The sequence below is a fragment of the Azospirillum picis genome (assembly GCF_017876115.1).
Classification (GTDB): Bacteria; Pseudomonadota; Alphaproteobacteria; order Azospirillales; family Azospirillaceae; genus Azospirillum; species Azospirillum picis.
In genome coordinates this window covers 46240-58921 of the sequence record NZ_JAGINO010000004.1, presented here as the reverse complement: position 1 = coordinate 58921, position 12682 = coordinate 46240, and the positions used below count along the sequence as shown (strand labels likewise).

Genomic DNA, 12682 nt, shown 5'->3' with positions numbered 1-12682 from the left:
CGCCCCAATCGGAGCGGCGCGCTTTTGCCGTCAAACTGTCTGCCCGTTACGCTTCCATCGCCTTGACGACCTCTTCGGTGACCTTCTTGGCGTCGCCGAACAGCATCATGGTGTTGGGGCGGAAGAACAGCTCGTTCTCGACGCCGGCATAGCCGGCCGCCATGCCGCGCTTGATGAAGAACACCGTCTTGGCCTTCTCCACGTCGAGGATCGGCATGCCGTAGATCGGGCTGGCCGGGTCGGTCTTGGCCGCCGGGTTGGTCACGTCGTTGGCGCCGATGACGAAGGCCACGTCGGCCGTGCCGAAGTCGCGGTTGACGTCCTCCAGCTCGAACACCTCGTCGTAGGGCACGTTGGCCTCGGCCAGCAGCACGTTCATGTGGCCCGGCATGCGCCCCGCCACCGGGTGGATGGCGTACTTCACGTCGACACCCTCATGCTTCAGGCTGTCGGCCATCTCGCGCAGCGCATGCTGAGCCTGGGCGACCGCCATGCCGTAGCCGGGCACCACGATCACCGACTGGGCGTTCTTCATGATGTAGGCGGCGTCCTCGGCCGAGCCGGCCTTCACCGAGCCCTGCGGCCCCTTGGCCGCACCGCCGGCGGCCGCACTCTCGCCGCCGAAGCCGCCGAGGATGACGTTGAAGATCGAGCGGTTCATGCCCTTGCACATGATGTAGGACAGGATCGCACCCGAGGAGCCCACCAGCGCGCCGGTGATGATCAGCAGGTTGTTCTGCAGCGTGAAGCCGATGCCGCAGGCCGCCCAGCCGGAATAGCTGTTCAGCATCGAGATCACCACCGGCATGTCGGCGCCGCCGATCGGCAGGATCAACAGGAAGCCGAGCGCCAGGGAAACGGCGACGATCAGCCAGATCGCCACGTCGGCGTTCGACTGCACCAGCCAGCCGATCAGGATGAGCGTCAGCACGCCGAGCGCCGCGTTCAGCGGGTGCTGCATCGGGAAGACCAGCGGCTTGCCGGTGACCAGCCCCTGGAGCTTGGCGAAGGCGACGATGGAACCGGTGAAGGTGATGGCGCCGATGGCGGTGCCGAGCGCCATCTCGACCAGCGAGCCCTTGGCGATGGCGCCGCGCAGGCCGATGCCGTAGGCCTCCGGCGAGTAGAAGGCGGCAAGCGCCACGAACACCGCAGCGAGGCCGACCAGCGAGTGGAAGGCGGCGACGAGCTGCGGCAGCGCCGTCATCTCGATCTTCTTGGCCACGACATAGCCGATGGCGCCGCCGATGGCGATGCCGAGCACGATCATCCAGTAAGACTGGACGATGGGCGAGGCCAGCGTGGTGAGGATGGCGATGGTCATGCCGACCATGCCGTAGATGTTGCCCTGGCGCGAGGTTTCCGGGCTGGAGAGCCCGCGCAGCGCCATGATGAAGCAGATCGACGCGACGAGATAGAGAAGGGCCGACAAGGTTTCCATGGTCTTACTTGCCCTTCTTCTTGAACATGGAGAGCATGCGCTGGGTCACCAGGAAGCCGCCGAAGATGTTGACGCTTGCCAGGATGACGGCGAGGAAGCCGAGGACCTTGGAGAAGCCCCCATCGCCAAAGATTGGGCCTGCGGGGCCGGCGGCGATCAGGGCGCCGACGATGATGACCGACGACACCGCGTTGGTGACGGCCATCAGCGGCGAGTGCAGCGCCGGGGTGACGCGCCAGACGACGTAGTAGCCGACGAAGCAGGCGAGCACGAGCACCGTCAGGCCGGTGACGAAGAAGCTGCCGTGGCCACCGCCCACCTCGGTGACGGGGACCGGCGAAAGCTGCGCCACCTGCACGGCCAGCGCGTCGACCTGATTGGTCAGGGCTGCCAGGGTCTGGCGGAAAGCGGCGATGTTGCTTGCGGGATCCGGGTGTTCCATGGGATCCGCCTCCTCACGCAGGTTGCGCTTCGCGGACGTCCGCGAAGGCGGGATGGACGACGGCGCCGTCGCGGGTCAGCGCGATGGCCTTGACGATCTCGTCGTCCCAGTTTACGGCCACGCCGGTTTCTTTCCCGTGCAGCGCCGTCAGCAGCGCCAGCAGGTTCTTGGCATAGAGCAGCGAGGCGCTCTCGGCGATGCGGCTGGCGTAGTTGGCATGGCCGACGATCTTCACGCCGTTGGCCGTGGTCACCACCTCGCCCAGCTTGGAGCCCTCGACGTTGCCGCCCTGCTCCACCGCCAGGTCGATGATCACCGAGCCCGGCTTCATCGACGCCACATGCTCCGCCGTCACCAGGATCGGCGCCTTGCGGCCGGGGATCAGCGCCGTGGTGACGACGATGTCCTGCTTCCTGATGTGCTCGGCGACCAGCGCCGCCTGCTGGCGCTTGTAGTCGTCCGACATCTCCTTGGCGTAGCCGCCGGCGGTCTCCGCTTGGCGGAACTCGTCGTTCTCCACCGCGACGAAGCTGCCGCCCAGCGACTGCACCTGCTCCTTCACCGCCGGGCGCACGTCGGTCGCCGAGACGATGGCGCCCAGCCGCTTGGCGGTGGCGATCGCCTGGAGGCCGGCGACGCCGACGCCCATGATGAAGGCGCGCGCCGGCGGCACCGTGCCGGCGGCGGTCATCATCATCGGAAAGGCCCGGCCATATTCGGAGGCGGCATCGACCACCGCCTTGTAGCCGGCGAGGTTGGCCTGGGAGGACAGCACGTCCATGACCTGGGCGCGGGTGATGCGCGGCATGAACTCCATGGCGAAGGCGTTGACGCCGGCATCGGCGTAGGCCTTCAAGTGGTCGCGGCTGTTGTGGGGATTGAGGATGGCGAACAGCAGCGCGCCCCTGGCGATCAGCGCCAGTTCGTCCAGTTCCCCTTCGCCGGCGATCAGCGGGCGCTGCACCTTCAGCACGATGTCGGCGCCGGCCAGGGCCGAGGCGGCATCGGCGGCGATGGACGCCCCGGCCGCCTCATAGGCGGCGTCGGTGATGCTGGAGCCGAGGCCGGCCCCGCTCTCCACCACGACGTCCAGTCCCAGGCCCTTCAGTTTCTTCACGGAATCGGGAGACGCGGCGACACGGCGTTCGCCGGCACGGCGCTCCCTGGGTATGGCGATCTTCATGGTGTTGCTTTCGAAAGCCGGCCGTCGCGCCGGGCATGCGGATGCCTGGCCCGGCAACGGGCGCCGGGCCGGAACGGCCGGGCCGCCGCCTGCGGGCGCGTCGGCCACGGCCTGAACTGTCGAACCGGACGGATCGGCGGGACTGGTCGCCCGCCGATCCCGTGGCGCTTTCGCCGGGGTCCCTTCGCGAGGGTCCCGGCGGATCCGCCTACTGGTTGGCGGCGATCGGATAATCCCACCCGTCGGCCTTGGCCACCACGTCACCGTCACCGCTGTCGTCGTCTTCGGCGGCGGCGGGCAGATCCTCCAGTTGGCGGCGGATCAGGTCGCGGACGCTGACGACACCGACCAGCGACGCGCCGTCCAGCACCGGGACATGGCGGACGCCATGCTCGTCCATCAGGGTCAGAACATGGCGAACCGGATCGGACGGCCGGCAGCTGCAGGGATCACGCGCCATCAGCGCCGAAACCGGCTGATCCAGGATGCCCGGCCCGCGATCGACAAGAGCGCGAACCACATGGCGTTCGGAAATGACGCCGACCACCGTGTTGCCCTCGGTCCGGCAGACGTCCTTGACCACGAGCGCGCCGGTGTTCTCCGCCTTCATCAGGCGCAGCGCCGTGGCGACCGTCTCGTTGATGCGCACCGTGCCGATGCGCGTGCCCTTCTTGCGGAGAATGTCCTCGACCTTCATGACGCTCCTCCCCTTTTCGCTTCCGGTTTGCGGGCGGGGGCGGCCTTCACCGGGCCGCCGCTCCCGCCGGTTTCGCCCTATTGGGCGGCGACGACCTCCGGAACCGCCGGCGCCGCAGGAACCGGCCGGCTGTAGCAGCCTGCGGTCTCGCCACGTTGCTTGACCAGGGCCAGCACGACGTCGATGGTCGGGGTCGCCACCTCCACCATGCGGCCCATCTCCTGGACGACCGAAAGCAGGGCGTCGATCTCCATCGGGCGGCCACGCTCCAGGTCCTGGAGCATCGACGTCTTGTGCGCGCCGACGGCGGCGGCGCCATTGATGCGGCGTTCGACATCGACCCGGAAATGCACGCCGAGCCGGTCGCCGATCTCCTTCGCCTCCAGCATCATCGCCTTGGCGACGGCACGGGTTTCCGTATCGCCGCAAATGACCTCAAGCGTACCGTGGGTCAACGCGCTGATCGGGTTGAAGCACAGGTTGCCCCACAGCTTCAGCCAGATTTCGTCGCGGATGCGGTCCAGCACCGGCGCCCGCAGGCCGCCGGCCTCCATGGCCTGCGAGAGTGCCGTCACCCGCTCCGACCGGGAGCCGTCCGGTTCGCCCAGCGAGAACTTGTCGCCGTAGACGTGCTGGATCACGCCCGGCTCGACCACCTCGGTCGCCGGATAGACGACGCAGCCGATGGCGCGCTGCGGCCCGAGGCCATGCCACTGCGCACCGTCGGGATCGACCGTTTCCAGGATGCGGCCGTCAAAGGCGCCACCCGTGCCGTAGAAATACCAGTAGGGGATTCCATTCACCGCGGTGACGACGGCGGTGTGGTCACCGAGCAGAGGCTGCATCGCGGGGACGACGCCGGGAACGGAATGGGCCTTGAGGGCGACGACGACATAATCCTGCGGACCGAGGTCCGCCGGGTTGTCGGTGCAGCGGGGGCGGACGACGGTCCGTTCCTCCCCCATGAGCAAGGTAACGCCGTTCTCGCGCATCGCCGCCAGATGCGCGCCGCGCGCCACCAGGCTGACCTCGGCTCCCGCCTGGTGAAGGCGCACGCCGAGATAGCCTCCGATGGCTCCGGATCCGTAGATGCAGATCTTCATGCCGGATTCCCCTCTCCCCCGATTTCACTTTTTGAATGCTGTGGAGCGCCGGGCGATGCCGGTTGACCCACGCCGGCCGCATCCATCGGCAGGCCGGTCGCTTTGCAGCGGCATCCAACAGTCTGTCGCGCAAACTGTGTCTGGAGTTTGGTATACCACATACCGTATGTCAATGCGGAATGTGGGGAAACCGGAGAGATTGCGATCGGCGATTCTCCCCAATGGGATCAGGCCGTTGGGATCAGGCCATCGGAATCAGGCACCAGCCACAAAGAAGTACAAGGTCAGCGAGGCGCCGATCAGCACGACCAGCGTCTTGAGAATCCGGGGATCGACACGTTTGGCGCCCATGGCGCCGGCATAACCGCCGGCAACGGCCGCAACCGCCATCGCCGCCGTTTCCGGCCAGGACACCGCCCCGGCGAAGACGAAGGTCGCGACCGCGGCCCCGTTCATCAGCATCGCGAGCAGCAGGCGCAGGCCGTTCATCGCGTGGATGTCGCGGATGCCGAACAGGGTCAGCGCCGCCAACATCAGGAAGCCGATGCCGCCGCCGAAATAGCCGCCATAGATCGAGATCACGAACTGCACCACCAGCACGCTGCGCCCGCCCAGGCTGAACCGCGCGACCACGCCCGGCGCATAGGCGCCGATCGCGAAGACCGCCGTCGCGAACAGCAGCAACCAGGGGACGAAGGCGGCGAAGACGGTGTTGGGGGTGACAAGCAGCAGGAGCGCACCGATCAGCCCGCCGACCAGGCTCAGCGCGACGAAGACCGGCAGGTTCACCTGGCGCGCCGCCGCAATCTCCCGCCGGTAGGCCCAACTGCTGGCAGCCTGGCCGGGAAACAAGGCGACCGTGCTCGACGCGTTGGCGGCGACCGGAGCCACCCCGGCGAACAGAAGTGCGGGAAAGGTGATGAACGCGCCGCCGCCGGCGATCGCGTTCAAAGCCCCGGACGAGAAAGCCGCCAGCATCAGGACAAGGATACCCACCATGCCCGCCCCTCCTTCCAAACGAGTTGACATCCGCTTTCGTATTCTGTATACAGAATATCAGCCTTTGAAGCGGCTCTCGGTGTTCCACGCCGGCTTGCTCCGCGCGAATGACGCGGTCCATACGGATGCGGCTCCCGAAAACGCAACGAACCGACGCCGGGGCCAATGCGGTGGCCGCGATGTCGGTTCGTTTCGTCTGCACCCTTCAGGAATTCGCGGACCTCATCGGGACCGCCGGCCTGCCCCCCGACAGACCGGGCTCTCCCTTTTCCTTCGGCCCGCTCCTTCGCTCCGGTGTCAGTCGGCCCCTTCGGTCGCCAGCTTGCCGACCGGCTGCCGGGTATCCTCGGCGATCTGGCGGGCCCGCATCGGCTTCAGGATGAACAGGGCCATGAAGGCGGCGATGGCGTTGACCGCGGCGGCGAAGAAGAACACCGCCTGCCAGCTTCCGGTGGAGGAGACGATCACGTTGGCGAAGGGGACCACCAGCGACGCGGTTCCCTTGGCGGTATAGAGCAGGCCGGCGTTGGTCGTCGCAAACTTGGACCCGAAGCTGTCGGCGCAGCAGGACGGGAACAGGCTGTAGATCTCGCCCCAGGCGAAGAACACGAGGCCGGTCAGGATGACGAAGGCAACCGGGTTCTGGCCCCAATGGTTCAGCGCCAGGATGCCGACGGCCTCGATGGCGAAGGCCACGAACATGGTGTTCTCGCGGCCGATATGGTCGGACACCCAGCCGAAGAAGGGACGGGTCACGCCGTTCAGCACGCGGTCGATGGTCAGTGCGAAGGTCAGCGCCGGCAGGGTCAGGCCCAGGATGCTGACCGGCGCGCCGTCGAGGTGGAAGTCCTTGGCGATCGGGCCGAGCTGTGCCGTGGCCATCAGACCGCCGGCGGCGACCATGACGAACATCAGGTACATCACCCAGAAGACCGGCGACTTCAGCGTCTCCTGCGGGGTGTAGCTGCGGCGGCTCTGCACGATGTTGGACTTGGTCTTCGGCAGCAGGTCGGGATGCGGTTCCTTCAGGAACCAGGCCAGCGCGAAGACGATCAGGCCCTGCCCCAGCCCGAACACCAGGAAGGTCTGCTCGAAGCCGGAGGTCTGGATCATGTTGGCGATCGGCACGACCGTCAGGGCGGAGCCCGCGCCAAAGCCGGCGGCAGTCAGGCCGGCGGCGAGGCCGCGGCGGTCGGGGAACCACTTCAAGGCATTGCCGACGCAGGTGCCGTACACGCCGCCGGCACCGATGCCGCCGACGGCGGCGCCGATATAGAGCAGCGCCAGCGAGTCCGCGAACGAGTTGATGACCCAGGCCAGGGCGCACAGAACGCCACCGATCAGGACGACGATGCGGGGGCCGAATTTATCGACGAACCAGCCTTCGACGGGGACCAGCCAGGTCTCGGTCACGACGAAGATGGTGAAGGCGACCTGGATGGCGGCACGGCCCCAGTGATATTTCTCCTCGATCGGATTGACGAACAGCGTCCAGCCATATTGCAGGTTTGCAATCATCGACATGCAAATCACGCCGATGACCAACTGCATCCAGCGGCCGCCGAGCGGTGCGCTCTGCGCCCCCGAACTATCATGCTGCATCTTCTATCTCCTCCTATGAAGCGGTTCTCTTCCGTATCGGGCTTCGCTTCTGTTTTGATGCTTAGGTGCTTGCTTGGTACTTCAGCGCTGAGGCGCGGTACTTGTTCATCGCGATACACGGCGGGTATGCGGCCCTGCCGTGCTTCACGTTACTGGGAGGCGCTGTCTGCGCTCCTTCCAGGCCGGCATGGTATGCACCGATCTGGAATTTTCAATATGGTATACCAGATGCCCAAAACCTGGCAAGCGGTTAGTGGAAGGGGCAAACTGTTTTGGGAGTCTGCATTCACGCCACGGACGGCAGCCACGTCGACTGCTTGGTTTTCCGGCACGCGGAAAGCGATCACGGCCGGTTTGAGGGTCCGGCAAACTGTTGGCATATGGTATGCCAGACATGGCGGCAGCGCTGCCCAGGGCGCACGGCACCCGTCATGGAGCTTCCGGCAAAACCCATATCCATAAGGAGCCGACCGCCATGGACCAGCAACCCACCATCGAGATCGTCATGGCGAAGGACGACGCCGACATCGCCGCCAGCTACCCGGTCGTTAAGGAACTGCGGACCCATATGACGGATCCGGAGGCCTACCGGGCGCAAATCCGCAGGCAAATGGACGACGGCTATACCCTCGCCCTGCTGAAGATCGACGGCGAGGTCGCCGGCTGCGGCGGCTTCCGCGTGCACGAGACGCTGTCGCGCGGACGCTACATGTATGTGGAGGATCTGGTGACCAGCCCCGCCAAGCGTTCGTTCGGGTTGGGCGACAAGCTGTTCGACTGGCTGGCGAACGAGGCGCGCGAGCGCGGCTGCGCCCAGATGGAGATCATATCCGGGGTCCAGCGCGGCGAGGCGCACCGCTTCTATCATCGCAAGCGGATGACCATCAAAAGCTACCAACTCGTGCTGCCGCTGACCTGAACCGCCGGCACCTGAACCGCCGACGGCACGGGATTCTCCGACGCAAAAAAGCGAAAGGACGGCCTTGCTGGCCGTCCTTTCAAGATGAGCGCCCTTCGGAGGAAGGGATGAACGTCAGAATGCGCGCGGGAAGCTCGCCCAGGATGGGCCGGACGGAAGCTCGTCCTCCTGCTCCTTCAAATCCTGCTCGGTCGGGTTCGCCAGCCGGAGGGGCGCAGCGGAGAAATCGCGCTCGCCGGCCGATTTGCCGGCGGCGGCCACCTGCAGCGACAGGATGTGGTGAACCGTTCCGCCGAAGACGGAAAGCACGAGGGCCAGGATCAGCATTTCCAACATGTTCTTCGCTCCGGTGTCTCGGTGGTGATTTCTTGGCAGGCTTGAACGCGACAAGACGCTTATGACGCAGCGCAGCATATGGATCAAGTTTTTTGGTATACAAGGTACAAGATGCCGCTTATGCAAATACCGCATGCCGCTCGCTATTTGATATGCGTAACGCACATATCGCTGCACTGATCTTCCGTTCCCAAACAGGCTGCTTCCGAAAAGGCCAACAGCGCGGAAGGCAATTCCGCCACGCGACAGGTCGAGGTCAGAAACTGTTTGTGTGGCGTACTGTATTTGGTATACCATCGCTATCATCACAGGACGCCACTCCGCCGTTCCATCAGCCGCTTCGGCCGAACAGCCACCGGCCGTTCAGGAGACATGCCATGAAGGTCGAACACATCCTCCAGTCCAAGGAAGCCCGGGTCGTCGCCGTCCGGACGAGTGCCACCGTCGCTGAAGCCATCCGCCTGATGAAGGCCGAGAACATCAGCGCACTCGTCGTCAAGGAGGTCTGCCGGACCGAGGGCAACACGCTGGCCGGCGTCCTGTCGGAGCGCGACATCGTCCATGCCCTGCTGGAACGCGGCGCCTCGCTGCTGTCGATGCCGGTTTCACAACTGATGACCCGGCAACCGGTGACCTGCGCCCCGTCGGACAGCCTGCATCACGCGCTCCGTCTGATGGCCGACCACCACATCCGCCATCTTCCGGTGCTGGAGGACGGGCATTTGATCGGCGTCGTCAGCGCGCGCGACTTCACGCAGCTCCAGTTGCAGGAGTTGGAAAGCGTGGCGCAGCCTTCGGCGGAAACGCCCGCCTACGCCCACTGATCCGCACGCGTCCACAGCGCGGCAGCAAGCGCACTGCCGGGACAGGCCGCCCGGCGGTGCCTTTCCATGGGAGACGCCGACCGTGACAACGCTGATCTTCACTCATCAGGACTGCTTCGCCCATGATACCGGTCCCGGCCACCCGGAAGCGCCGGAGCGGCTGGCGGTGGTCTGGGAGGTGCTCGACCGGCCGGAGTTCCGAGGGCTGGAACGCCGGCAGGCCCCCGAGGCGGACGTCGAGCAGCTCGCCCGCGTCCATGAGCGGCGCTATGTCGAAGCGGTGCTGGACGCGGTGCCGGCCGACGGCTACCAGCGGCTGGACGGCGATACGCTGCTGTCGCCGGGCTCGCGCGGCGCCATCCTGCGCGCCGCCGGATCGGTGTGTGCCGCCGTCGACGCCGTGCTGGCCGGCGAGGCGACCAATGCGTTCTGCGCGGTGCGCCCCTGCGGCCACCATGCCGAGCCGGCCCGCGCCATGGGGTTCTGCGTCTTCAACAACATCGCGGTGGGAGCGGAGCAGGCGCGCAAGGTCCACGGGCTGAAGCGGGTGGCGGTCGTCGACTTCGACGTCCATCACGGCAACGGCACGCAGGCGATGTTCGCCGACGATCCCGACCTGTTCTTCGCCTCGACCCACCAGTCGCCGCTCTATCCCGGCACCGGCAACTCCTGGGAACGGGGGGTGGACGGCAACATCCTGAACCTGCCGCTGGCCCCCTACAGCGGCACCGTCGAATTCCGCCAGGCGATGGAGCGCGCGATCCTGCCGGCGCTGGAGGCGTTCGCACCGGACCTGCTGCTGATCTCGGCGGGGTTCGACGCCCACAAGCGCGACCCGCTGGCCCAACTGGGGCTGACGGCGGAGGATTTCGAGTGGGTCACCCGCAAGCTGGCGGAGGTCGCCGACCGTGTCTGCGGCGGCCGCGTCGTCTCGGCCCTGGAGGGCGGCTATGACGCCGTCGGCCTCGCCGAGGGGTGCGCGGCGCACCTGAAGGCGTTGGCGGCGGCCTGACTCCGCCGAACTTCAGGACAGGCGGGGCAAACGGCATGCGGGCGGGATCCGGTACCCTCCGGAGCCCGCCCGCATGCCGTCGGAGACAGACCCTTACATCGCCCAACCACCGTCGATGATGTGGATCTGGCCGGTGGTGTAGGTCGCGGTGGCGAGGTGGAGCGCCAGATCGGCGATCTCCTCCGGCCGGCCGATGCGGCCGATCGGCTGGCGGGCGATGAAGGCGGCGCGCGCCTTGTCGTAATCGCCCTGGGCGGACAGCCGCTCCTGCAGCGACGGCGATTCGACCGTTCCCGGGCAGATCGCGTTGCAGCGGATGCCCTTGGCGACATAGTCGGCCGCGACCGACTTGGTCAGCCCGATGACGGCCGCCTTGCTGGTGGTGTAGGCGAAGCGGTTGGGCACCCCCTTCACGCTGGACGCCACCGACGACATGTTGATGATGCAGCCGTCGCCGCGCTCCAGCATGCCCGGCAGCACCGCCCTGGTGGTGCGGACCAGCGCCTTGACGTTGAGGTCGAGCGCGAACTCCAGTTCCTCGTCGGTCATCTCCAGGATCGTGCCGTTGTGGACCACCCCGGCACAGTTGAAGAGGATGTCGACACGGCCGAGGCCATCGAGAACCGAGCGCACGGCCTGATCGTCGAGCACGTTCAGCACCCGCGTCTCGATGCCCTGCCCGTCGAGTTCGGAAAGCTTGGCCCCGTTCACGTCGGTGGCGACCACCCTGGCGCCTTCGCGGGCGAAGAGCTCGGCGGTCGTCCGCCCGATCCCCTGTGCCGCACCCGTGATGACGGCGGTCTTGCCGGCTAGTTTCCCGGTCATGGTCCTCACTCCTGAAACGATCCCTGGAAGGATTGGCGACTATGGAATGGTGTGGTGGTCGGCGGCACCCGGGGCGGCACCCGGGGGCGGTACCGGGGCGGCGGCCTCAATCGACCGGCGTGGCGCCCAGCGGCATCACCGGCGCGTCCGCACGGTCGGTTTCGGCGCGGCCCTGGCCGTAGCGCTTGTACCAGAGGCCGGTGATGATCGGCACGGCGATGGAGGTCACGATGATGCAGATGGCGACCAGCACCGTGGCATCGGCTGCGGCGGGAGCGAACTGCGGGGCCACGGCGGCGATCGCCACCGGGTTGGCCGCTGCCGCGCCGGCGGTGGACGAGGCCGCGATGCCGGCGGTCCCGGTGCCGCGGCCGATGATCTTGTCGGCCAGGATCAGCGGAATGCCGGTCAGCACGATGACGGCGAGCGCCAGCATCACCCCCAGCCCGAGCAGCGGGGAGAACAGCGTGCCCAGGTTGATGGTGTTGCCGAGGGCGAAGGCGAAGAACGGGATCATCAACTGGCCGCCCGGCGCGAACAGGGCGCGCAGCTTCGGATCCAGGTTGCCCAGCGCGAAGCCGACTAGGAAGGGCAGGACCGCGCCGATGAAGACCTGCGGTTCGAAATGCGCGGCACCGGATGCGCCGAGGATGATCATGCTCATCAGCGGACCCGACTCGATGGAGGTCAGCACGAAGGCGCCGGCTTCCTCCTTGGTGCCGTAGGTCTGCATCAGCGAGGCGTAGAGGCCGCCGTTGGTCATGTCCATCGCGCAGACGATGGCGAGGATCGACAGGCCGGCGAACATGCCGCTGTGGATGCCCTCGACTGGAATGAACTGCGATGCCACCAGCACGATGATCCAGGCGGCGATCAGCTTGGTGAGGACCAGGGTGCCCGACTTGCGCAGCACCGTTCCGGTGGCGCTCAGCTTGATGGACGCACCCATGCAGAAGAACCAGACGGCCAGGATCGGCACCACGCCGGTCATGATCCCCTGGGTGAAGCCCTTGAAATAGGCGGGCGCATCGGGAACGAAGGTCTTGCACAGCGCGCCGAGCAGCAGCGGCACCAGCATCAGTCCGCCGGGGAGCCGGTCAATCCTGTCTTTTATGTTCATGGGGCGCTTCCTCCTCGAATCTCGGATGGATGAGCGGGCGCCATCGCTCGCCGGGCGTGTCCCCGCTTCTTTATGGTCGGCAGCGGAATTGGTCGCTGCGGCGATCGCGCCGCAGCAACGGGCGGCAACGCGCGGGTGGAGCGGACCGTCCGTCCATCCTGCGCGTTCCCGGACCAGGG

At 66.7% G+C, this 12682-nt stretch carries 13 protein-coding genes; 3 read left to right on the top strand and 10 right to left on the bottom strand.

All coding sequences use genetic code 11. From position 1 onward, the window contains the following. Positions 1 to 46: 46 nt before the first annotated feature. From J2850_RS07595 to oxlT, 7 genes are all read right to left on the bottom strand, one after another. The gene (locus J2850_RS07595) at positions 47 to 1441 is read right to left on the bottom strand and encodes an NAD(P)(+) transhydrogenase (Re/Si-specific) subunit beta (RefSeq protein ID WP_209980289.1); all 1395 of its coding nucleotides are present in this window, start codon (positions 1439 to 1441) and stop codon (positions 47 to 49) included. Positions 1442 to 1445: 4 nt separating this feature from the next. Next, positions 1446 to 1883 carry an NAD(P) transhydrogenase subunit alpha part 2 gene (locus tag J2850_RS07590; RefSeq protein WP_209980288.1) on the bottom strand — a complete coding sequence of 146 codons (438 nt, stop codon included), beginning with the start codon at positions 1881 to 1883 and terminating at the stop codon, positions 1446 to 1448. Between the two features lie 13 nt (positions 1884 to 1896). After that, complete coding sequence (locus tag J2850_RS07585) at positions 1897 to 3066, bottom strand: Re/Si-specific NAD(P)(+) transhydrogenase subunit alpha (protein ID WP_209980287.1); 1170 nt, start codon at positions 3064 to 3066, stop codon at positions 1897 to 1899. A 208-nt stretch (positions 3067 to 3274) separates the two neighbouring features. Beyond that, positions 3275 to 3763 (bottom strand): CBS domain-containing protein, encoded by a 489-nt coding sequence (locus tag J2850_RS07580; protein ID WP_209980286.1) that lies wholly within the window; start codon positions 3761 to 3763, stop codon positions 3275 to 3277. A gap of 77 nt (positions 3764 to 3840) precedes the next feature. Next, positions 3841 to 4866: a 2-dehydropantoate 2-reductase gene (locus J2850_RS07575; protein ID WP_209980285.1), complete on the bottom strand. Its 1026-nt coding sequence runs from the start codon at positions 4864 to 4866 to the stop codon at positions 3841 to 3843. Between the two features lie 255 nt (positions 4867 to 5121). Further along, the gene (locus J2850_RS07570; RefSeq protein WP_209980284.1) at positions 5122 to 5865 is read right to left on the bottom strand and encodes a sulfite exporter TauE/SafE family protein; all 744 of its coding nucleotides are present in this window, start codon (positions 5863 to 5865) and stop codon (positions 5122 to 5124) included. Positions 5866 to 6162: 297 nt separating this feature from the next. Then, the gene (oxlT, locus tag J2850_RS07565) at positions 6163 to 7467 is read right to left on the bottom strand and encodes an oxalate/formate MFS antiporter (protein ID WP_209980283.1); all 1305 of its coding nucleotides are present in this window, start codon (positions 7465 to 7467) and stop codon (positions 6163 to 6165) included. 475 nt (positions 7468 to 7942) lie between these two features. On the opposite strand from oxlT, the gene J2850_RS07560 reads away from it, so the two are divergent. Then, positions 7943 to 8386, top strand: a complete 444-nt coding sequence (locus J2850_RS07560; protein ID WP_209980282.1) for a GNAT family N-acetyltransferase — start codon at positions 7943 to 7945, stop codon at positions 8384 to 8386. Positions 8387 to 8500: 114 nt separating this feature from the next. Here J2850_RS07560 and J2850_RS07555 read toward each other — a convergent pair whose 3' ends face one another. Further along, positions 8501 to 8713 (bottom strand): hypothetical protein, encoded by a 213-nt coding sequence (locus tag J2850_RS07555; RefSeq protein WP_246512890.1) that lies wholly within the window; start codon positions 8711 to 8713, stop codon positions 8501 to 8503. A 386-nt stretch (positions 8714 to 9099) separates the two neighbouring features. Between J2850_RS07555 and J2850_RS07550 the strand changes: the two genes are divergently transcribed. Continuing rightward, complete coding sequence (locus J2850_RS07550) at positions 9100 to 9546, top strand: CBS domain-containing protein (protein WP_209980280.1); 447 nt, start codon at positions 9100 to 9102, stop codon at positions 9544 to 9546. A gap of 82 nt (positions 9547 to 9628) precedes the next feature. Next, positions 9629 to 10558 (top strand): histone deacetylase family protein, encoded by a 930-nt coding sequence (locus J2850_RS07545; RefSeq protein ID WP_209980279.1) that lies wholly within the window; start codon positions 9629 to 9631, stop codon positions 10556 to 10558. Positions 10559 to 10651: 93 nt separating this feature from the next. Here the strand turns inward: J2850_RS07545 and J2850_RS07540 are convergent, their stop codons facing one another. Both J2850_RS07540 and J2850_RS07535 read right to left on the bottom strand, forming a co-directional pair. Beyond that, entirely contained in the window at positions 10652 to 11383 is a 732-nt protein-coding gene (locus J2850_RS07540) for an SDR family oxidoreductase (protein WP_209980278.1), read from the bottom strand. A 106-nt stretch (positions 11384 to 11489) separates the two neighbouring features. Continuing rightward, the gene (locus tag J2850_RS07535; protein ID WP_209980277.1) at positions 11490 to 12503 is read right to left on the bottom strand and encodes a 2-keto-3-deoxygluconate permease; all 1014 of its coding nucleotides are present in this window, start codon (positions 12501 to 12503) and stop codon (positions 11490 to 11492) included. Positions 12504 to 12682 lie beyond the last annotated feature (179 nt).

Excerpts from the sequence above, each read along its gene's own strand:
- J2850_RS07595 (WP_209980289.1), bottom strand. The coding sequence starts at position 1,441 with ATGGAAACCTTGTCGGCCCTTCTCTATCTCGTCGCGTCGATCTGCTTC.
- J2850_RS07590 (WP_209980288.1), bottom strand. The coding sequence starts at position 1,883 with ATGGAACACCCGGATCCCGCAAGCAACATCGCCGCTTTCCGCCAGACC.
- J2850_RS07585 (WP_209980287.1), bottom strand. The coding sequence starts at position 3,066 with ATGAAGATCGCCATACCCAGGGAGCGCCGTGCCGGCGAACGCCGTGTC.
- J2850_RS07580 (WP_209980286.1), bottom strand. The coding sequence starts at position 3,763 with ATGAAGGTCGAGGACATTCTCCGCAAGAAGGGCACGCGCATCGGCACG.
- J2850_RS07575 (WP_209980285.1), bottom strand. The coding sequence starts at position 4,866 with ATGAAGATCTGCATCTACGGATCCGGAGCCATCGGAGGCTATCTCGGC.
- J2850_RS07570 (WP_209980284.1), bottom strand. The coding sequence starts at position 5,865 with ATGGTGGGTATCCTTGTCCTGATGCTGGCGGCTTTCTCGTCCGGGGCT.
- oxlT (WP_209980283.1), bottom strand. The coding sequence starts at position 7,467 with ATGCAGCATGATAGTTCGGGGGCGCAGAGCGCACCGCTCGGCGGCCGC.
- J2850_RS07560 (WP_209980282.1), top strand. The coding sequence starts at position 7,943 with ATGGACCAGCAACCCACCATCGAGATCGTCATGGCGAAGGACGACGCC.
- J2850_RS07555 (WP_246512890.1), bottom strand. The coding sequence starts at position 8,713 with ATGCTGATCCTGGCCCTCGTGCTTTCCGTCTTCGGCGGAACGGTTCAC.
- J2850_RS07550 (WP_209980280.1), top strand. The coding sequence starts at position 9,100 with ATGAAGGTCGAACACATCCTCCAGTCCAAGGAAGCCCGGGTCGTCGCC.
- J2850_RS07540 (WP_209980278.1), bottom strand. The coding sequence starts at position 11,383 with ATGACCGGGAAACTAGCCGGCAAGACCGCCGTCATCACGGGTGCGGCA.
- J2850_RS07535 (WP_209980277.1), bottom strand. The coding sequence starts at position 12,503 with ATGAACATAAAAGACAGGATTGACCGGCTCCCCGGCGGACTGATGCTG.